The organism is Nocardiopsis aegyptia, from assembly GCF_013410755.1.
GTDB lineage: Bacteria > Actinomycetota > Actinomycetes > Streptosporangiales > Streptosporangiaceae > Nocardiopsis > Nocardiopsis aegyptia.
Map to the genome: position 1 here is coordinate 6,190,112 of NZ_JACCFS010000001.1, position 20,310 is coordinate 6,210,421.

A 20,310-nucleotide genomic window follows, 5' to 3' on the forward strand; every position below is an offset into this window, starting at 1 on the left:
GACCGGGCCGCGCCGCACGACCAGGGGCGGCCCGGTCGCCCCCCACCCCCTCGCCCCCCTTCCCCCCACGGAGGCTCCCCGGTGAGCGATCCCGTCCGCCTGTACGGATCCGGCTTCCACGACGATCCGGCCGCCCTCTACCGGACCATGCGCGACGAGCACGGGCCGGTCGTGCCGGTGCTGCTGGAGGCCGACGTCCCGGCCTGGCTGGTCATCGGCTACCGCGAACTGCACCACGTGCTCAGCACCCCGGACGTGTTCGCCCGCAGCCCGCGCCGCTGGAACGCCTGGGACCGGGTGCCCGACGACTGGCCTCTGCTGCCGGTGCTGGCGCCGCTGCCCAACCTCCTCTCGGCCGAGGGCGCCGAGCACCGCCGCCGCGCCACGGCCGTCAACGACGCCCTGCACGGCGCCGACCCCTACGAGCTGCGGACGGTCACCACCCGGCTGGCCGACCGCCTCATCGACGGCTTCTGCACCGACAGCGCCGCCGACCTGCGCACGCAGTACGCCCAGCGGCTGCCCTCCCTCCTGCTGTGCTGGATGTACGGCCTGGACGACGAGAAGGGCGAGGCGATCACCACGGACATGAGCACGGTGTTCGACGCCGGGCCCGAGTCCGTCGCGGCGCACGGCCGCATCGCCGCGGAGTTCACCCGGCTGGTCGCCGACCGCCGGGCCGCGCCCGGTCCGGACGTGGTGTCGCGGATGATCGCCCACCCCGCCGACTACACCGACGGGGACCTGGTCGCAGAACTCGTGGCCATCCTGGGCGGTGCCCACCAGACCACGGCCGAGTGGATCGGCAACGCCCTGCGCCTGATGCTCACCGACGACCGCTTCGCCGCGTCGCTGTCGGGTGCGCGCAGCAGTGTGCGCGAGGCGCTGGTGGAGGTCCTGTGGGAGGACTCGCCCTCGCAGATGAACGCCGGGCGCTTCGCCGCCCACGACGTCGAGCTCGGCGGACGGGTCGTCCGCAAGGGGGACCTGCTGGTGCTCGGCTTCGCCGCGGCCAACCGGGACCCGTGGCTGCGCGCCGGCGAGGGCGGCGCGGTGGCGGGGCGGGCCGCGTCCGGACACGGCGCCAACCACGCCCACCTGTCCTTCTCCCACGGTGAGCACGGCTGCCCCTACGCCGCCCGCGGACTGGCCGAGACGATGGCGGTCACGGCCGTGGAGGTCCTCCTCGACCGCCTGCCCGACCTGGAGCTGGCGATCCCGGCCGAGGAGGTCCGGTGGCGGCCCTCTCCGTGGATCCGGGGCGTGACCGCGCTCCCCGTCACCTTCACGCCCTCCACCCCACAAGGAGTGATCTGAATGTCCTGCCCCGTTCAGCACGGCGCCGACGGCGTACCCCTCATCCACGCCGTGCCCGACGACGTCCAGGCCGACCGCGAGCGCCTCTACCGGTTGGGCCCGGTCACCCGGGTGGAGCTGCCCGGCGGGGTCCGGGCCTGGGCCACCACCCACCACGAGGTCAGCCGCGCCACCCTCACCGACACCCGGTTCGTCAAGAGCGTGGACCACTGGGCCGACTACCAGAACGGCCGGATCCCCGAGGGGTGGCCGCTGCTGGGCACGATCCCCCTGGACAACACGAACATGCTGGCCCTGGACGGGGCTCCGCACCGGCGGCTGCGCCAGCTCACCGCCAGCCCGTTCTCCGCGCGGCGGGTCGAGCGGCTGCGGCCGGACATCGAACGGATCACGGCCGCCGCGCTCGACGCCCTGGAGCCCAGGGCGGGGGAGCCGCTGGACCTGAAGTCCGAGTTCACCTTCAAGGTGCCCATGAGCGTGATCGGTGAGCTCTACGGGGTGGCCGAGTCCGAGTACTCGCAGCTGGGCGAGATGTACGCGAAGCTCTTCTCCGGCGACATGGCCGACGGCGAGCACCTCCAGATCTACGGGGCCCTGTTCCAGTTCTTCGGCGAGATGGTCGCCCGCAAGCGCGCCGAGCCGGGCGACGACTTCACCACCGACCTGCTGAACGCGGGCGGCGACGGGGACGTGGAGGCGCTGAGCGACGCCGAGATCACCATCACGCTGCTCTCGGTCGTGGCGGCCGGGCACGAGACCACGGTGAACCTGCTGACCAACGCCGTGCGGGCACTGCTGGCGCATCCCGACCAGTTCGCCCTGCTCGACCAGGGCAAGGTCACCTGGGAGGCGGTCATCGAGGAGGTCCTGCGCTACGACCCGCCCAACAACCTCATGATGTTCCGGTTCGCGACCGAGGACGTCGAGATCGGCGGGCAGACCATCCGCGAGGGCGACGCGGTGCTGACGCACTACGGGGCGACCAGCCGGGACCGCGCGGAGTTCGGGGAGGAGCCGCACCCGGAGGTCTTCGACGTCACGCGCACCCGGGGCCGCCACATCAGCTTCGGCTACGGGCCGCACATCTGCCCGGGCGCTCCGCTGTCGCGGCTGGAGGCCCGGATCGTCCTGCCGATGCTCTTCGAGCGCTTCCCCGACCTGCGCCTGGCGGTCCCGGACGAGGAGCTGCGGGTGGAGTCGGCGCTGTCGGTCAACAGCCTGTCGGAGTTCCCGGTCGTCCTGCGTCCCTGACCGGCGCGGCCGGCCCCAGGGGGTGTTCGCGCGGACGCCGCCCTGGGGCCGCGGACTTGGCCTCCTCTTTTCCCGAACCATAGGCGGACATAGCGGGCAGAACATCCTTAGTTTGGACAACTCGAACTAGGCTCGGCCCGCACGGCTTCGTGGTGATCTCGGGGGAGGAGCCCTATGGCCTCGACGCGCCTGCGTGCCTCGGCGGCGGCCGCCGCCCTCCTCCTGGCCACCGCGGCCTGCGGGTGGTCGCCGGAGGAGCAGCCGCCCACGGCCGTCGGTCCCGCCGAGGAGGACACCCGGACCCCGGCGCCGCCGGACGAGGCCACGCGGTCCGAGGAGTCACCCGGCCAGGCGTCTCCGGACGAGGAGTCACCGGCCGGGGAGGCCCCGGAGGGGGAGAGCCCGGCCGGGGAGACGCCGACCACCGGGCCGGCCGCTCCCGAGCGCACGGGTGAGCCGTCGTCCTCGGCGTCACCGTCGCCGACCACCGCCGCCCCGACGCAGGAGTCCGCGTCGCCGTCCGAGCACGCGGCGGAGTACATGGACGCCCTCGCCGCGACCGACGACCCCGACCGCATGCGCGAGGGCTGGCTGCTGGCCCCCGAGGGCTCCACCGCCGACGCGTTCCTCACCCACCGGATCTCGGTCGTCCAGGCGCGGGTGGACGAGGGCCGTCCGCTTTTCGCGTCCGAGGTGCGGCCCACCGCGCAGGGCTTCGAGCTGTGCGACCCCGGGGACAAGGACGCGGACCCGCCGCAGGAGCGCCAGTGCGCGCACTTCACCGGTTTCGAGTCCGAGGGGGACCGGATCGAGACCTTCCTGGTGGACGGCGTCGACCCGGGGCCCGGTCTATTCGGGGCGGGGGACGGGAGCGCGGCCTCCGAGGGCGTGCACGCCGCACTCGTGAGCGCGTACCACGCACAGGACCTGGAGGTGACCGTCGAGGTCGGCACCGTCCACGCCGTCGACATCGACCTGCCCGGCGCCGTGTACGTCGGCCCCGACGGCGAGGAGCACGACGTCGCCTCCGCGGCGGGCCGGTACGAGCTGGAGCCGGGGGCGACCACCCGGGCCGCGTTCCGGGTGGCCGACGCGGAACCGGGCGGCGTGCTGCGGATCGGGGGCTGCCGGGAGGAGTGCTCCGCCATGGTGGAGCTGGAGGTACCGGTCGGGTGAGGGGGCCGACCGGTACCGGCCCTCACTCCTGCGGCGTGCTCCCGGAGGGCCGCTTGCCGACCTTCGCGGTCCCTGTGGCGTCGGTGCTCTCAGCGGCCTCAGCGGCCTCAGCGGTCCCGGCGGCGTCGGCGGGCTCGGTCGCCCCGGCTCCGCCGTCCTTGCGGCCCAGGATGTTGAAGCAGGCGTTGAGCACCAGTGCCGCCACCGCGCCCGCCACGATCCCCGAGCTCAGGATCATCGCGGCCCAGCTCGGGAAGCCCTCGTAGAAGCCCGGCGCGGCCAGGGGGATCGTGCCGAAGGCCAGCGCCACCGCCACGATGATCAGGTTCATGTTCCCGTCGTACTCCACCGCGGCCAGCGTCCGGATCCCGGCCGCGGCCACCGACCCGAACAGCACCAGCCCGGCCCCGCCCAGCACGGGGGAGGGGACCATCGCCACGATCCGGCCCAGGACCGGGAACAGCCCGAGCGTGATGAGGATGAGTCCGCCGACGGCCACCACGTACCGGCTCCTGACCCGGGTGAGCGCCACCAGCCCGACGTTCTGGCTGAAGGTGCTCCCGGGGAAGGTGTTGAGCAGCGGGCCGACGATGGAGGCCAGCGCGTCCACGCGCAGGCCGTCGGCCAGACGGCGGCCGTCCATCCTGGCGCCCACGATCTCCCCGACGGCGAGGATGTCGGCGACCCCCTCGGTCAGGATGACCAGCATGACCACGCACATGGTGATGATCGCCGCCGCCTGGAACTCCGGGGGACCGAAGTGGAAGGGCCGGCCGAACGAGAAGATCGCGCCCTCGCCGACCGCGGAGAAGTCGACCCGGCCGAAGGCCGCGGCGACCGCCGTGCCCAGGACCAGCCCGCCCAGGACCGCCATCCGGCTCCACACGCCGGGCAGGATCCACGCCAGGAGCAGCACGAGGAGCAGTGTGGTGCCGGCCAGCGCCAGGCCGCCCGTGGTCGGCACCCCGGTCTCGTTGTTCTCCGTGATCCATCCGACCGCGACCGGGAACAGGGACACCCCGATGATGGTGATGACGCTGCCGGTCACCACCGGCGGGAAGAACCGGATCAGGCTCGCCATGACCGGGACGACGCACAGGCCGAACACACCGGCCACCAGCGCCGCGCCGAACACCGTGGGCAGCCCGCTCTCGCCCGCGATGCCGACCATCGCGCTCACCGGTACGAACGAGATGCCGATGACCGAGGGCAGCCGGGCCCCGAAGCGCCACACCCCCATCGTCTGCAGGAGCGTCGCCAGACCGCTGACCAGGAGGGCCGCGCTGATCAGGATGCCCATCTCCGCGGTGGACAGGCCCACGACCGACCCGACGATGATGGGCGGGGTGACGACCCCGGCGTACATGGCCAGGATGTGCTGGAACCCGTAGACGACCATCAGGCCGGCTCTGGGCCTCTCGTCCTCCGGCGCGGACTCCGGCCCGGGGTTCTGGGGGATCGACATACGCGGCCTCTGCTCTCTGGGGGGAAGAGTCGAACTGGTCCGACATGTTCCGTTGTTGCCGGTTGGAAGGCAACTATCCCCGCGTTTCGGGGGATGAACATCCCCGTTGCGCCGCGATCACATCACGGGATGTATACGCTCCTGTGCACACACCCTCAGCGGTCCCGGCGCACGCGCTCCTCGTCCCAGACCGGCTCCGGCACCTCCCGCACGTGCCCGTCCGCGCCGAACACGACGAAGCGGTCGAACCCGCGCGCGAACCAGCGGTCGTGGGTGACCGCCAGCACCGTCCCCTCGAAGGACTCCAGCGCGCTCTCCAGCGCCTCCGCGGAGACCACGTCCAGGTTGTCGGTGGGCTCGTCCAGCAGCAGCATCGTCGCACCGGTCAGCTCCAGCAGCAGGATCTGGAACCGCGCCTGCTGCCCGCCCGAGAGCGAGTCGAAGGTCTGCTCCGCGGCCTGTGCCAGCTCGTAGCGGTCCAGGGCCCGCCCGGCCTCCTCCCGCGGCACCCCCCGCCGGGTGCCCTCCCCGCTGTGCAGGATGTCCAGCAGGGTCCGGTCGGCGAACTCCGGGTGCTCGTGGGTCTGGGCGAACCAGCCCGGCAGCACGCGCGCCCCGAGCACCGCCCGGCCCGTGCTGCGGACCGGCGGGACGCGGCGCCGCTGCTCCTCGGGCAGCAGCGACGACTCCGGATCGCCGCCGCCTCCGGCGAGCAGGCGCAGGAAGTGCGACTTGCCCGATCCGTTGGACCCCAGCACCGCGACCCGCTCGCCGTACCAGACCTCCAGCCCGAAGGGCCGCATCAGCCCGGTCAGCTCCAGGTCCTCGCACACCAGGGCCCGGCGCCCGGTCCGGCCGCCGCGCAGCCGCATCCGCAGGTTCTGCTCGCGGGGCTGCTTCTCCGGCGGCCCGGCGTCCTCGAAGCGGCGCAGCCGGGTGCGCGCGGACTGGTAGCGCGAGGCCATGTCCGAGTTGTAGGCGGCCTTCTGCTTGTACATCGACACCAGCGAGCGCAGCTTGCGGTGCTCCTCGTCCCACCGCCGCCGCAGTTCGTCCAGCCGGGCGAAGCGCTCGCGGCGGGCCCCGTGGTAGGTGTCGAACGCGCCGCCGTGCACCCACGCGGTGTTGCCCGCGGCGCCCAGTTCGAGCGTGACGATGCGGTCGGGGACGCGGCTGAGCAGTTCGCGGTCGTGCGAGACGAACAGGACCGTCTTGGGTGAGGCCAGGAGCGCCTCCTCCAGCCAGCGCTTGCCCGGAACGTCCAGGTAGTTGTCGGGTTCGTCCAGCAGCAGGACCGGGGCGGGGCCGCGCAGCAGCGCCTCGATCACCAGGCGCTTCTGCTCGCCCCCGGACAGGGTGCGCACCTCGCGCCACCGGCAGCGCTCGTAGGGGGTGCCCAGGGCCGCGACGCAGCACTGGTCCCACACGACCTCGGCCTCGTAGCCGCCCGCGTCCCCGTAGCGGGCCATCGCCTCGGCGTAGCGCATCTGGGTCTTCTCGCCGTCGTCGACCATCATGGCGGTCTCGGCCGCCTCCAGGTCGGCGTGCGCTGCCCTGACCGCGGCGGGGGAGACCGACACCAGCAGCTCGTGCACGGTGGTCTCGTCCCGGACATGCCCGACGAACTGCGGCATGACCCCCAGTTCACCGTCCAGGGTCACCGCTCCCTCCTGCGGGGCGGTCTCACCCCGCACGAGGCGCAGCAGCGTGCTCTTGCCCGCGCCGTTGGCGCCCACGAGCGCCGTCTTGGACCCCTCGCCGACACGGAACGACACCGCGCTCAAGAGCACGCGTCCGTCGGGCAGGGTGTGTCCGACCTGGTTGACCTCCACGTATCCCACCGCCGCAGGCTTCCACGCGGCGCTCACGCTCCGCAAAGGGTTTTCCGCGCGGTCGACCGGGTGCGCGCGGCGTGCACATGCCGCGGTCGGGAGGGGCGCCACGTGTGGACTCGGCGCCGTTCGGTGACCTCTTCGTCTTGTTGGCGAGATTTGTTCCGGTCTACAATCAAGCCCTCTCCGATATGCCAGACGTCTGAGTCACCTCACACGTGATTCTGGGAAGATTCCCCTCCGATATGGCTAAGCCCCCCGCACGTCGCCTGCCCTCCGGCGTCACCCCGCTCACACAGAGTGACCCCAGCCTCATCGGGCCGTACACGATCATCGGGCGACTGTTCTCCGGCCCCTCGGCCGCGGTCTACGCCGCCGTCTCCCCGGACGGCGCTCCGAGTGCCCTCATGTGCACCGGCGCCCCCAACGCGGCCGCGACGGCGGACGAACTCGCCGACCGGGTCGCCGCGGGCCAGCGCGTGTCCAGCCTGTGCGCGGCCGTCGCCCACGACGGCGGCGTCCACGAGGGCTCACTGTGGACCGCCACCGACTACATCCCCGGACACTCCCTGCGCGACCACCTCCAGCACCAGGGGCCGCTCACCGGCCACGCGCTGGTCGTGGCCGCCGCGGCCTACGCCGAGGCCCTCAGCTCCCTGCACGCGGCCGGCCTCGTCCACGGCGACATCCGCCCGGAGAGCGTGGTCGTCTCCCCCGACGGCCCGCACCTGGTCGACCACGGGCTCGGCCGGTGGACCCAGCGCGTCCAGACCGGGGCCCGGGGCGACACGTCCGCCTGGGGACGGCTCGTGCTGTTCAGCGCCGGACGCACCCCGGCCCGCCCCGGCCGGCTCCCGGAGGGGCTCGAATCCCTCGTCCAACGGGCCCTGTCGCCCGACCCGGCCGAGCGGCCCGAGACGGAGGAGGTCTACCTCGAACTCCTGCTGCTCCTGGGCATCGGCGAGGACGTCCCGGCCAGGGAGTGGTCCGACCGCCTGTGGGCGCTGATCGGCGAGCACTGGCCGAGCGTGGACACCTCCTGGCACGACCCGGGCCTGTGGAGCGCGGCGGCGCGCGCCGCATCGGACCCGGCGGCGCGTTCCGCTCCGGCCGAGCAGGACACCGCGTCCGCCGTCGCGGCTCCGCCCGCTGCCGCTGCCGCTGCCGCTGCTGCCGCCGCCCCGAGCGCCCCGGACGCCGCGGCACCCCCGTTCGGAACCTCCGCGGCGACCGGAGCACCGGGAACCGGCGGCGCGCCGCCCGTTCCGGGTCCGTCCTCCACCGGCGCCGCGCGGGGGCCCTTCGAACCGGCCACGCCCGGTACCGCGACACCCTCGTTCGACACCGCGGCGGGCGCGGGCGCGGGCGCTCCCGCGGGGCTGCCCTCGGACGGCGGCTTCTCCGGCCACGCGGCCTCCGCGGTGTTCGCCTCCGGTCCGGCCGCGGGCGCGGCGCACGCCCCCGCGGACGTCGGTGCCGGCCCCGAGGACGGCGCGACGGGACTGTCCGGCGCCAGGATCGCGGTCCTGGCGACCGTCGGGGTCATCGCCGCCGGAGTGGTCGCCGGAGGCGGATACCTGCTGTTCAGGAGCCTGGCTCAGGAACAACCCAACGCCGTCGTCCCCCCGGCCGCCGAGCAGTCCTCGGCCCCGGAGGAGCCCGAGCCGGATCCGACCGGCATCGACCTGGCCGCCGCGTCGGCGGAGGCCTTCCTGGACGCCGACAGCTTCGAGGTGTCGATCCACCAGTACCCCGGGGACGGGTCCGGACCACCGCAGGAACCGCCCGCCGACCCGATCGGGGCGACCGGCAACCGGGTCTGGTTCGACCACTTCACCTACGGCGACGACGTCATGCAGCGCCGGGTGGGGACCTACGCCTCGGAGTACTCCGAGAGCATGTTCGTCGACGACCGCGTGATCGTCGCGGCCGGCCCGGCCGGCGAGTGGGTCGACGTGTCCGACAGCACCGGCTACGACCCGGCCGACTACACCCCCGAGGCCGTGGCCGGACCCCTGACGGCGATCGCAGAGACGGGCGAGGTCACCGACGAGCAGCCGACCGAGTTCGCCCCGGTCCTGGAGCACTCGCAGATCTACGACCCCGCCCACATCGAGCCGGAGACCGGCCCGGCCGTCCCCGGCACCCGCCTGGAGGGCACCTACACCGACCCGGGCGGCGGCGGCCCGACCGGGTTCGTGCTCATCGTCGGCGAGGACCACGCGCCGCTCAACCTCCTGGTCGAGACACCGAACACCGGCGAGCCCGTCGACGTCGGGTACTGGAACCTCGACTACACCTTCCGCAGCCTCGGCGACGAGGTCGACGTCGTCGTCCCCGACCCCGGTTCCGTGCTCACGGAATGGCCCGACGGCACCTTCTGACCGGCGCCGCGCACCCGTTGTCCACAGGCCTCGAAGACGCGTCAACCGGCACGCCGCCACGCTGTCATAATGTCGTTGCGTCGCCGAACGGCGTCGGCGCGTGGGGGCGCACGGGGGAAGGGGATGACGTTGGCCGAGCGCAGGGCTCTGGATCTGGACGCGCTCGCGGTCAGCGACCGCTTCCAGCTGTTCAACTTCACCCGCCGCGACGACCACATCACCTACCTGTGGATCCTGCGCGCGCTCGACCGCCTGCGCGAGGTGCACCAGGTCCAGGCCGGCGCCGAGGACGTCGCCACCGCGCTGCGCGAACTCGCCGCGAGCCACCCCGGGGCGCCCGTGCCCGAGCACGGCCTGCGCCACCGGCTGGACGAGCTCAGCGCCGACGGCGTCGTCCACCGCTTCGACGACGCCTCCCGGGCGGGCGACCTGGCCAGCTACCGCAACCGGCAGTCGGTCTACCAGTTCAGCGAACTCGGCTACTGGGCCTACCAGGCGGTGGAGAACGTGCTGGGCGCCCGCGTGGAGGACGTCAACCTCTCGCGGTTGGTCTTCTCCGACGTGCTGGAGGACCTCACCGCGCTGGCCGAGGCCAACCGCACCGGCCAGGCGGAGAGCGTCTACCGGCGGCTCTCCCGCCTGGACTCGGTCATGGAGGACATGGGCCGGCGCTCCGCGCAGTTCCACGTGACCCTGGGCGAGATCCTGCGCTCCACCGAGGCCTCGCCGGAGGTCTTCCTGCGGCACAAGAACGCACTGCTGGTGCACATGTCCGACTTCATGGCCGAACTCGACCGCTACCTGCCGCGGCTGGACCAGGCCGTCCACGACGTGGAGGGCACCGGTCTGGCCACCCTGCTCTCGCGTGCGGCCGAGGCCGACGAACGCCTGTTCATGGCCCGCGGCGAACGCGTGGAGGACTGGCGCCGCCGCTGGCGGGCGGTGCGCGGCTGGTTCGCCTCCGAGGGCGGAGCCCCCACGCGCGCCGCCGAACTCGGCGCGGCCACCCGCTCGGCCGTCTCGGGCGTCATCGCGCTGCTGCGCCAGCTCACCGAGGCCCAGCGCGGCGGAGTCAACCGCTCCACCCAGCTGCGCCACCTCGCCGAGTGGGTGTTCAACACCCCCGACGACGGCGCCGCCCACGCCCTCATGGGCGCCGCGTTCAACGTGCGCTCGGCCCGCCACCTCGGCACCGCCCACGAGGACGACGAACAGATCCCGCCCACCACCACCTGGTGGGACGCGCCCGGCGTGGAGCTGTCCGTCACGCTCTTCCGCAGCGACCGCGCGCCCTCCACCGGTGTGCCCAAGCCCGTCAAGCGCAACGCCGGAGCACGGTCCGCGCTGCGCCGGCAACAGGCCCAGGAGCGCGCCGCCGAACGCGTGGCCGCCGCGCGGCTCGCCGAGGAGGGCGCGCACGACCGCGTCCTGGACGAGGCCGACACCCGGATCCTGCTCCGCCTGGTCACCAAGGCCCTGGAATCGCGCTCGGTGGTCGCCGGGCGTATGGGGCCGGCCACCGGCGCCGACGGCGGCACCGCCGTGCGCCTGGTGCCCAGCGACCGGGGCAGCACCGTCCGCACCAGCCGGGGCACCCTCCACCTGCCGGGCTTCCGACTCGAACTCACCACCGGGAAGGGGACGTGATGGCCGGCCGCCGCGGCAGTGCCCGCACCGTCGACCCCGCCGACCTGGGCTCCTACCAGCAGGCCGTGCGACGGGTGCTGACCTGCGACCTCATCACCGCGACGCGGCCCCGCCCCGGGGCGCTCGACCAGGTCCTGCGCTGGGCCGACCAGATGGCCGAGGACCTGCGCGCCCTGTTCGGCTACACGCTCATCGCCACCACCGACCACGTCCGGCTGGTGCGCGAACTCGACGAGCTCGACCCCACCCAGCGCCAGGTCTTCGCCCGCCGCGGACGGCCCTTCGACCGCCGCCGCCTGGCCTACCTGTGCCTGCTGCTGGCCTGCTTCCAGCGCTCGCAGATCGAGATCAGCCTCGGTGACCTGGTGCGCCGGTTCACGCCCGTCGCCAACTCCGTCGAAGGGCTGGGCTACGACCCCACCGACTCCACGCACAAGGCCGCGCTCGTCGACGTCGCCCACTGGCTGCTGGACCGCGGTGCCCTGCACCTGTCCGACGGCTCGCTGGAGGCCTGGGCGCGCGGCGGCGAGCAGGCCGACGCCCTCTTCGACGTCGACCACGACGTCTGCGAGATCCTGTTCCGTCCGGCCCGCCCCGTCCAGCACCTGGGCAGCGTCACCGGCCTGCTCAGCGACACGGAGGCCGGGGGAGCACGGCGCGAGCGCACCGCCCAGCGGGCGCGCCGCCTGCTCCTGGAGCACCCCGCCGTCTACTACGCCGACCTCGACGCCGACACGGCCGCGGCCCTGCGAGCGAAGGGCCTGGCCGAGGAGGTCGCCCGGATCACCGGCCTGACGGTGGAGCGCCGGGCGGAGGGCGTGCTGCTGGCCGACCCCGGCGGGCTCTTCACCGACCGGCCCTTCCCGGGGCGCGGCGGCGCGGTCACCCGCACGGCCGGGCTGCTGCTGGCCCAGCTGGCCGACCTGTTCGAGACCTCCTGGGCGGCCCTGGTGCACATGGAGGCGCCCTCGCGCGCGGACGAGCACGCCGACCTCGTCCGACTCGTCGACGCCGGGCTGCCCCGGCACGGCGTGGTGGGCGAACTCGCCTGGACCGACAGCGGGGACCGGGCACCGGCACCGGCCGCCGACTCCCAGCGGGTGCCGCTGGTCGAGCGCGGGCGCCTGGAGGACATGGTGGCCGACCTGTTCGCCGAGTTCGGCGCCGCCTCCTTCACCAACGCCTGGCAGCAGGACCCGCACGGCCTGCTGGACGCGGCCCTGGCCCTGCTCGCCGACCTGCGCCTGGTGCGGCCGGTGCCGGGTGGCGTGCTCGTCATGCCCGCCGCGCTGCGCTACCGCAACATCCAGGGCGCCCTCCCCGAACGCGAGGACACCGGCCACCTGCCGTTCGGGTCCCTGGACGAACCCGCTCCCGCCGTCGGCGAAGCCGCCGCCCCCGACCCCGAAGGACAGTCCGCATGACCCGCAGGAGCGACCGCTTCCGGCCGAGCCGCGCCGGTGTGATCAACGTCTGGGACTACGTCGACGAGGAGTTCGCCTTCGCCGACGGGCGCCTGATCCTGCGCGGGCACAACGGTTCGGGCAAGACCAAGGCGCTGGAGGTGCTGTTCCCGTTCATCCTGGACGGCTACACCGACGCCCGCAGGCTCGACCCGTTCAGCGGCCAGAACCGCACGATGAAGTCCAACCTGCTCTACCGGGGGGACGAGTCGGCCTACGGGTACGTGTGGATGGAGTTCGCCCGGTCCGCCGCGGAGCCGCCCTCTTCGCCCGGTGCCGTGGCCGGGGGCGGCGGCACCGAGACGGTCACCCTGGTCATCGGACTGCGCGCGCACAAGCACCGCGACGGCGTCGCGCCGTCCTTCTTCGTCACCGACCAGCGCCTGGGCGTGGACTTCGGCCTGCTCGCCGCCGACAACCGCCCGCTGACCGAACGCCAGCTCAAGGCCGTCCTGGGCGAGAACGCCCACCACGGCACCGCCGCCGACTACCGGCGGGCCGTCGACGCCCGCCTGTTCGGGCTCAAGGACCGCTACATCCAGCTCCTGGACCTGCTGCTGGCCCTGCGCCGTCCGCTGCTCGCCAAGGACCTGGACCCGGAGAAGGTCTCCGACACCCTCACCAGCGGACTCAGCCCCGTCGACGAGGCACTCGTGGACCAGGCGGCCCGCGACTTCGCCAACCTCGCCGCGGTCCAGGTGCGCTTCGACAACGCCACCGCCGCCGACGAGGCCGTGCGGGCCTTCACCGGTGAGTACGCCGACTACCTCACCACCAACGCCCGCCACCGCCTCGCCACCGTCACCGCCGCCGTCGACCAGGCCGCCGAGCACGCCGACACCGTGCGGGCGGCCGCCGCGGAGAACGACCGCGCCACCCGCGCCCGCGATGACGCCCGCACCCGCGAACAGGCCCTGGACGCCCGGATCGGTACGCTCGCGGCCGAGGTCAAGGCCCTGGAGGCCGACGAGGCACTGCGCAGCCACGAGAGCCTGCGCGCCCGGCGCGAACACCACGAGGAGCGTTCGCGCCTGCTGGCCACCCAGGCCGCGCGGGTGGACCACCAGGTCCAGGAGATCACCCACCTGCGCACCGAGGCCGCCCGCGTCGCCGAGCGCATCGACCGCGACCGCGCCGCCGCGCGGCGGCTGTCCGGGGAACTCGCCGAGGCCGCCGACGCCGCCGGTATCGGACACGACGCCGAAGGACCCGTCGACACCGGCGAGGACCTGCCGACCACCGCGCGGGCACGGGCCGCGGCCCGGGAGGACGACGTCCGAGCGGTCCGCGAGCACCTGGACGCGCTCGACGAGGCCGAGGCGACCCGACGGCGCGCCGACGCCGACAGCGCCCGCGCCGTCGCCGACCTCGACCAGGCCCAGGACGGCTGCGCCCGCGCCGACGAGGAACTCACCGAGCTGCGCGCGGCCACCGCCCAGGCGGTCGGCGAGTGGGCCGACCGGTGGAGCATCCTGGACGAGGCCGGTCGCGACGCCCTGGCGGAGGCGGTCGCCCGCTTCGGCGAACCCGGCACGGCCACCCTCACCGAGGTCTTCAACGAGCACGTCCACGACGCCCAGCTGGAGGTCGCCGCCCGCGTCCAGGGGCTGGAGACCGAGGCGTCGGCGATCGACGACGAACTCTCCGCCCTGCGGGGCGAACGCGACGACATCGCCGCCGAGCGCGACGACGCCCCGCCCGTCGACCACCACCGCACCGCCCCGCGCGGCGGCCGGCTCGGCGCGCCGCTGTGGCGGCTGGTGCGCTTCGCCGACGACCTGCCCGAGGACGGGGCCGCCGCCGTCGAGGGGGCGCTCCAGGCCGCCGGCCTGCTCACCGCGTGGATCCACCCCGATCCCGAGCTCACCCGCGCCGCGCTCGCCGACGGCGACGCCGACGCCTACCTGCTGCCCGTGGACGAGCCGGTGCGGGGGCGCACCCTCGCCGACGTCCTGGTCCCCGAGCGCCAGGACCATGTTCCCGCCGAGACCATCGCCCGCGTCCTGCGCTCGCTGCCCTTCCACGGCGGGGACGAGGGCGTCGTGCGCGGCGGCGTGGACGCCCGCGCCCGGTTCGGACTCGGGGTGCTCGTCGGTGCCCACCCCAAGCCCGCCGCCGAGTTCATCGGTGCCACCAACCGCGCCCACCGCCGCCGTGACCGCCTGGCCGACTGCGACCGGCGCATCGACGATCTCACCGGGCGCCGCACCGCCGTCGGCGACCGGTTGGAACAGGCCAGGGAACTCCTCAAGGACTACGGGCGCGCCCGCGCCGACCTGCCCGACCCCACCCCCGTCGCCCAGGCGGTGCGCAGGGTCGAACACCGCTCCACCCTGCTGGCCTCAGCCCGCACCACGGCCGACCGGCTCCGCCGCGCCCTGGACACCGCGGTGGCGGAGGTCGACGCCCACCGCCGGCAGGTCCGGGCCGTGGCCGCCGACCGCGCCATGCCCGCCGACCGCGCGGGCGCCGAGGCCGTGGCGGCGGCCCTCGCCGGGTTCCTGGAGACGGCCGGGGCGCTGCACGCGGCGCGCACCGGCGCCGCCGAGTTCGAGCGCGACCTCGCCGGGCGCCGGGAGACCATCGACCGGCTCACCGGGGCACTGGAGGCCGACCAGGAGGACCTCGCCGACCAGCGCGCCGCCCACGAGGAGGAGGCCGCCGAACTGGCCGCCCTGGACGCGGCGATCGACGCGCCCGTCAAGGAGATCCTCGCCCGGCTCGACGGGCTGCGCGGTGACCTGCACCGGACCACCGGCGAGCGCGACGGCGCCCGCGAGGCCGCCGCCTCCGAACACGAGGCGGTCATCCGCTCCGACACCGAGCGCGAACAGGGCCGGAAGGCGCTCAGTACCGCGCTGGAGGCCCTGCACGAACGGGTCGAGTCGCTGGGGGAGTTCACCCAGCCCGCGGTGCGCGCGGTCCTGGGCATCGACCTCGTCGCGGCCTGGCCCGACCGGCGGAACTGGCCCGGCCCCGAGGAGGCCGCCGACGCCCTGCTCGCGGGTACGGCCGCCACCGTGCACGACACGCTCCCCGAGGGGGTCGGCACGCTCCTCGCGGCCCTGACCGAGGCCGTGGGCACCGCGCCCCGGGTGGGGGAGAGCGACATCAAGCGCACCGCCACCCGGATGTCCAACGCGCTGCGCACCTTCCAGGAGACCCTGGGCGGGGACTCCGAGGGCTACCGGGTCGACCACGAGGTCGGCCCGACCGGCGTGATCACCGTCTTCGTCAACGACGAGGGCGGACGCAGCCCGGTCTCGGCCTTCGCGCGCACGATCGCGGACCGGGTCGAGGAACAGGGCGCGCTGATGCGCGACGAGGAGCACCGGGTCCTGGAGGACGAGCTGCTCGGCGGGATCGCCCAGCAGATCCACGAACGCGTCGCCGCCGCCCGGGACCTGGTCCGGCGGATGGACCGTGACACCCGGGCCCGCCCGATGTCGTCCGGCACGCAGATCGGCATCCGCTGGGCCCGCTCCGAGGCGCTGAGCGACCGCGAGCGGACCGCGGCCCAACTGGTCAAGCGCGACGGGACCGGCCTGGGGCCCTCCGGTCTGGCCGAGCTGCGCGCCGTCCTGCGGGAGATGATCCGCGAGTACCACGCGGCCCATCCCCGCGCGAGCTACAAGCAGGTGCTGTCCGCGGTCCTGGACTACCGCACGTGGTACCGGTTCGAGTTGCGCCTGGCCGTCCCGGGTCAGGAGGAGGTCCGGCTCACCAAGAACAAGCACGAACAGATGTCGGGCGGCGAGAAGTCGGCCGCGATCCACCTGCCGCTGTTCGCCGCGGCCAACGCCCTGTACTCCTCGGCCGCCCCCACCTGCCCGCGCGTGGTGGCGCTGGACGAGGCCTTCGCGGGCATCGACGACCGCTACAAGCCGGAGCTGATGGGCCTGACCGTCACCTTCGACCTGGACATGTTCATGACCGGGCACGACCTGTGGGTGCACTACGAGAGCGTCCCGATGGCGGCCCACTACGACATGCACCACGACAAGGGCTCGCACACGGTCTCCGCCATGCTCATGCTCTGGGACGGCTCGCAGACCATCGACGCCGACGCGGGCTTCTCCGGCAACGAGGAGCTGGCCGCCGAACTCCTGGGCATCACCCCCAGCCGCTTCGTCCCCCAGTCCACCGCCGGCACCCTGCTCGCCGAGGAATGACGGAGAACCGCCCGCGTCCGTGTTTTCTCGGGCCGGGTGAGTACTCGGTTTTGGTGACCTGGTCGAGGAATTCCCGAATTGTGGAACCTGGATGCTCCGCCTGTGATAAAAGAGGGTGGTCCGTGTTTTCGCGCGGACCATTCCCCTGTGTACGGAGTGTTTGGTGTCGACCGAATCGAACGACCCGCACGACTCCCACGAGGTTCCGGCCTCTGGTGAGCAGCCCGGCTCCACCGAGTGGGAATCGAAGTCGATGGTTCCCCCTACCCGCTCACCGCGTCCGTTGCTGCTGGTCTCCGTCGGCGCGACTCTCGGGTTGCTGGTCGGTGTCGGATCGACTCTTCTTGTGACCAGTCTGGATTTCTCCGGAAACCACTTCGAAGCGGCGGTGGACGATTGTGGAATCACGGCGGGCGCCTGGGCTCGGATCGGTGACGATGGGGAGTCACTGAGCCTGGACAACCGGGGTGCTGACGAATCCAGTGGAATCTCGGTCGACTCACTCTTCTGTATTCTCGTCGAACTGGAAGCGCCGGACAGCGTGGTCGAAGAGATGAGCCAGACCAGGGCACTCGACGGCAGGCAGTCCGCGGACTGGGATGGGATCCACGCCTCGTGGGCCTACCATCCTGACACCGGTTTGGACGTCGTTCTCAGCAGGAGTTGATATCGAGCGCGGGGTCCACCGAGTCTCGGTCAGCGGGAGGACGAGTGTGCCCTCCTCGCTGGACCGTCCGTAGGCCGTGCCGAGGGCCGGCGTCGTCGCTCGGCCTGTAGGACCGCGGGGGTCACGCGCCGAGCGGCCGGCTCACGGCCCCGTCCGGCTGCGCGGTCGTGGACGTCGGGGGCACCCTGCTCGCCGAGGAATGACGGAGAACCCTCCCGGTCGTCGGCCGTGCCACGTCGAGCGGATCCGGGGCCACTACCGGAGTCCGGGCCGGGGGTCGTCGGCCACCACTCCGCGGAGCCATTCCGCGCAGAGGGACGTCCACGTCCCGGCGGGTGTGGGGCCTTCGGCCAGCCCGAGGCCGTGGCCGCCGGTGGGGAAGACGTGCAGCTCGACCGGGACCCGCAGGGCGGCCAGGCGCCGGGTGAGGGACAGGGCGTGGTCGACCCCGACGAGGTCGTCGTCCGCGCAGTGCCAGAGGAAGGTCGGCGGGGTCTGTGGAACGGCGATCAACTCGACGGAGACCGCGCGGCGCTTCTCGGGGGTGGAGTCCGGGCCGATGAGCGGGTCCTCGTCCGAGTCCGACGTATCGGCCGGGCCGAGCCAGAAGCTGTGCCATGACGTGGCCGCGTAGCAGAGCACCGCGAACGCGGGCCGCTCCTCGTCGGCCGTGTCCGGGCCGGCGGCGAGGTGCGCGGCGAGGTGGCCGCCCGCGGAGAAGCCGAGGACGCCGATGCGCGCCGGGTCGACACCGAGCCCCGGTGCCTGCGCACGCGCCCGCCGCATCGCCGCCCGCGCGGAGTCGAGCGGCGCGGGGTGCACGTCCCGCGGCCCCACCGGGTACTCCAGCACCCAGGCCGCGAACCCGAGCCCCGCCAACCACTCCGCGACCGGCTTCCCCTCGTGCTGGGCGTGGCGCATGTAGCGTCCGCCCGGCATGACGATCACCGCCGGGGCGCCCGAGGCCGGGACCGGCACGTCGGTCCGGGGCGGGTGGAACGTCAGTGGCGTCGCATCGTGGCTCATGACCGGAGAGTCTGCCACCCGCCGTCGCCCCGGGACGCGAACAGTTCGATGAACATCATCGTCGACCACCTCCGCCTCGAAGGGTGGACGGTCGCGCTGTCAGACCCCTGTCAGGTCTCTGTCGGCCCGCCGTCGGACCGGGGCCAGGGGTACGAGCCCGGAGCGGCGGCGGATGTCGCGGAACCGCCTCCACGGCCGTGTCCGGCGTGCGAGGATCGGCCCCATGGCAGACCCCGTCCCGCTCCGTGAGAGCGTCGCGATCGACCGCCTCGCCGCCGACATGAAGCACGAACGCGTCTACGTGCTGTGTCCCAACCGCTTCTGGGCCTCCGTCCTCACCGGGGTCGAGGGCGGGACGTTCTTCCTGCCCACACCGCTCGGCCTGGTGTTCGTGGAGGACACGGACACGGACCCGATGTGGGCCGTGATCGACTCCCTCCCGCGCCCGCTCGTGGCGGGCGAGTGCGTGCTGACCTGGCCGCGCACTCCCGAGGGCCGGGACGCCCTCGTCTCGGCCGGGATCGACACCACCCCGCCCCCGGAGGACGCGGGCGAACTGCCGCTCCTGCTGTTCGCCGAGGAGGGCGGACGCGAGCGCATGCCCAAGCTCCTCAACGACGCGCTGTCGATGTACCGGCCCATCTCGGCCGCCCGCATCCGGGCCCGCGCCCGCCACACCTGAGGCTCCGCAGGACGGCGGGGCGCGTGCGGCGGCTCCCCGCCCCGCCGCGGGCCGGGCGAACGGCCGAAGGCCGGTCCCGGCCGGTGGAGGCCGCGAGCGCGGAGGTTACGCTGGTGCGCGCGGTGCCGACCCCCATGCGGCGACCGCCCGGAGCGCGCTGCCCGGCGCCCCCGGAGCACCTCTCGGAAGTAGCACCATGACGGTCATCAAGAGCATCGCCGACGTCGTCGGCCGCTGGTTCGCCCTGCTGGTCCTGGCCGGAGGCGTGGTCGGCCTCCTGGCGCCCGCGCAGAGCGCGGCCGTCGCCCCGCACATCCCCCTCCTGCTCGGTGTCATCATGTTCGGCATGGGGCTGACGATGCGCCCCGTGGACTTCGCCATCGTCGCCAAGCACCCCAGGGCCGTGATCCTGGGCGTGGTCGCCCAGTACACGGTGATGCCGCTGCTGGGCTTCGGCATCGCCCACCTGTTCCAGCTGCCTCCGATGCTCGTGGTGGGCATGGTCCTGGTCGGCGCCGCGCCCGGCGGCACCTCGTCCAACGTGATCGTCTACCTCGCCCGCGGCGACGTGGCGCTCTCGGTGGCCATGACGTCGATCTCCACCCTCCTCGCGCCGGTGCTCACCCCGCTGATCGTCCTCGGCCTGGCCGGGTCCACACTGCCGGTCTCCGCCGGGGACCTGTTCCTGTCGATCGTGCAGATGGTGCTCGTCCCGGTCGTGGCGGGCCTGCTCCTGCGCCGGTTCGCCACCCGCGCCGTGGAGGCCGTCCTGCCCGCGCTGCCGTTGGTGTCGGTCACCGGGATCGTCGTGGTGGTCGCGGCGGTCGTGGGCGCCAACGCCGACGCGGTCCTGGGCACCGGGCTGCTGCTGGGCCTGGCCGTGGTCCTGCACAACCTCCTGGGGCTGGGGATCGGCTACGCGGCGGGCGCCGTCAGCAAGGTGCCCGAGTCCGCCCGGCGCGCGGTGAGCATCGAGGTCGGCATGCAGAACTCCGGTCTGGCGGCCGCGCTGGCCACCGCCCACTTCGCGCCGCTGGCCGCCCTGCCCGGCGCCCTGTTCTCGGTCTGGCACAACGTGTCCGGTGCGATCGTGGCGACCCTCTGGGCGCGCCGCGTCCCCAAGGACACCCCGCCGGAGCGTGACACCGCGTCCGCCACCCGCGCCTGACCCGGCGGTCCGACCGCCTCGGTGCCCCTGGACGGAGTGGCGGACCTCCGCGGGGCCTCC

The 20,310-nt window shown here is 73.7% G+C and carries 13 protein-coding genes; 10 read left to right on the forward strand and 3 right to left on the reverse strand.

Annotated features, from left to right (window positions below):
* Window positions 1–81 precede the first annotated feature (81 nt).
* The 3 genes from HNR10_RS27645 (at window position 82) to HNR10_RS27655 (ending at window position 3,744) form a co-directional block, all read left to right on the forward strand.
* Window positions 82–1,317 carry a cytochrome P450 gene (locus tag HNR10_RS27645; RefSeq protein WP_179828563.1) on the forward strand — a complete coding sequence of 412 codons (1,236 nt, stop codon included), beginning with the start codon at window positions 82–84 and terminating at the stop codon, window positions 1,315–1,317.
* On the forward strand, window positions 1,318–2,568 hold the full coding sequence (locus HNR10_RS27650; RefSeq protein WP_179828565.1) for a cytochrome P450 family protein: 1,251 nt from the start codon (window positions 1,318–1,320) through the stop codon (window positions 2,566–2,568).
* A 174-nt stretch (window positions 2,569–2,742) separates the two neighbouring features.
* Window positions 2,743–3,744: a hypothetical protein gene (locus tag HNR10_RS27655; RefSeq protein WP_179828567.1), complete on the forward strand. Its 1,002-nt coding sequence runs from the start codon at window positions 2,743–2,745 to the stop codon at window positions 3,742–3,744.
* 22 nt (window positions 3,745–3,766) lie between these two features.
* On the opposite strand, the gene HNR10_RS27660 is transcribed toward HNR10_RS27655, so the two are convergent.
* Together HNR10_RS27660 and HNR10_RS27665 are read right to left on the reverse strand one after the other, a co-directional pair.
* Window positions 3,767–5,209 carry a nucleobase:cation symporter-2 family protein gene (locus HNR10_RS27660; RefSeq protein WP_179828569.1) on the reverse strand — a complete coding sequence of 481 codons (1,443 nt, stop codon included), beginning with the start codon at window positions 5,207–5,209 and terminating at the stop codon, window positions 3,767–3,769.
* Window positions 5,210–5,364: 155 nt separating this feature from the next.
* Window positions 5,365–7,050, reverse strand: coding sequence for an ABC-F family ATP-binding cassette domain-containing protein (locus tag HNR10_RS27665; protein ID WP_179828572.1), 1,686 nt, complete (start codon window positions 7,048–7,050; stop codon window positions 5,365–5,367).
* Between the two features lie 236 nt (window positions 7,051–7,286).
* On the opposite strand from HNR10_RS27665, the gene HNR10_RS27670 reads away from it, so the two are divergent.
* From HNR10_RS27670 to HNR10_RS27690, 5 genes are all read left to right on the forward strand, one after another.
* Window positions 7,287–9,425, forward strand: a complete 2,139-nt coding sequence (locus tag HNR10_RS27670) for a serine/threonine-protein kinase (RefSeq protein WP_179828574.1) — start codon at window positions 7,287–7,289, stop codon at window positions 9,423–9,425.
* A gap of 129 nt (window positions 9,426–9,554) precedes the next feature.
* Entirely contained in the window at window positions 9,555–11,072 is a 1,518-nt protein-coding gene (locus tag HNR10_RS27675) for a TIGR02677 family protein (RefSeq protein ID WP_179828576.1), read from the forward strand.
* The gene (locus tag HNR10_RS27680) at window positions 11,072–12,496 is read left to right on the forward strand and encodes a DUF2398 family protein (RefSeq protein ID WP_179828578.1); all 1,425 of its coding nucleotides are present in this window, start codon (window positions 11,072–11,074) and stop codon (window positions 12,494–12,496) included. Before HNR10_RS27675 ends, HNR10_RS27680 begins: the two co-directional genes overlap by 1 nt.
* On the forward strand, window positions 12,493–16,707 hold the full coding sequence (locus HNR10_RS27685) for a TIGR02680 family protein (RefSeq protein WP_179828580.1): 4,215 nt from the start codon (window positions 12,493–12,495) through the stop codon (window positions 16,705–16,707). Before HNR10_RS27680 ends, HNR10_RS27685 begins: the two co-directional genes overlap by 4 nt.
* Window positions 16,708–16,870: 163 nt before the next feature.
* The gene (locus HNR10_RS27690; protein ID WP_179828583.1) at window positions 16,871–17,374 is read left to right on the forward strand and encodes a hypothetical protein; all 504 of its coding nucleotides are present in this window, start codon (window positions 16,871–16,873) and stop codon (window positions 17,372–17,374) included.
* A 255-nt stretch (window positions 17,375–17,629) separates the two neighbouring features.
* Here HNR10_RS27690 and HNR10_RS27695 read toward each other — a convergent pair whose 3' ends face one another.
* On the reverse strand, window positions 17,630–18,400 hold the full coding sequence (locus HNR10_RS27695; protein ID WP_179828585.1) for an alpha/beta hydrolase: 771 nt from the start codon (window positions 18,398–18,400) through the stop codon (window positions 17,630–17,632).
* Between the two features lie 223 nt (window positions 18,401–18,623).
* Here HNR10_RS27695 and HNR10_RS27700 point away from each other — a divergent pair, with 223 nt between their 5' ends.
* Both HNR10_RS27700 and HNR10_RS27705 read left to right on the forward strand, forming a co-directional pair.
* Window positions 18,624–19,082, forward strand: coding sequence for a hypothetical protein (locus HNR10_RS27700; RefSeq protein WP_179828587.1), 459 nt, complete (start codon window positions 18,624–18,626; stop codon window positions 19,080–19,082).
* 196 nt (window positions 19,083–19,278) lie between these two features.
* Complete coding sequence (locus tag HNR10_RS27705; RefSeq protein ID WP_179828589.1) at window positions 19,279–20,250, forward strand: bile acid:sodium symporter family protein; 972 nt, start codon at window positions 19,279–19,281, stop codon at window positions 20,248–20,250.
* The last annotated feature ends 60 nt before the right edge of the window (window positions 20,251–20,310 follow it).

Bases quoted from the DNA above. Each gene is read 5' to 3' on its own strand.
- HNR10_RS27695 (WP_179828585.1), bottom strand. From the start codon at position 18,400: ATGAGCCACGATGCGACGCCACTGACGTTCCACCCGCCCCGGACCGAC.
- HNR10_RS27670 (WP_179828574.1), top strand. From the start codon at position 7,287: ATGGCTAAGCCCCCCGCACGTCGCCTGCCCTCCGGCGTCACCCCGCTC.
- HNR10_RS27650 (WP_179828565.1), top strand. From the start codon at position 1,318: ATGTCCTGCCCCGTTCAGCACGGCGCCGACGGCGTACCCCTCATCCAC.
- HNR10_RS27655 (WP_179828567.1), top strand. From the start codon at position 2,743: ATGGCCTCGACGCGCCTGCGTGCCTCGGCGGCGGCCGCCGCCCTCCTC.
- HNR10_RS27705 (WP_179828589.1), top strand. From the start codon at position 19,279: ATGACGGTCATCAAGAGCATCGCCGACGTCGTCGGCCGCTGGTTCGCC.
- HNR10_RS27685 (WP_179828580.1), top strand. From the start codon at position 12,493: ATGACCCGCAGGAGCGACCGCTTCCGGCCGAGCCGCGCCGGTGTGATC.
- HNR10_RS27700 (WP_179828587.1), top strand. From the start codon at position 18,624: ATGGCAGACCCCGTCCCGCTCCGTGAGAGCGTCGCGATCGACCGCCTC.
- HNR10_RS27660 (WP_179828569.1), bottom strand. From the start codon at position 5,209: ATGTCGATCCCCCAGAACCCCGGGCCGGAGTCCGCGCCGGAGGACGAG.
- HNR10_RS27680 (WP_179828578.1), top strand. From the start codon at position 11,072: ATGGCCGGCCGCCGCGGCAGTGCCCGCACCGTCGACCCCGCCGACCTG.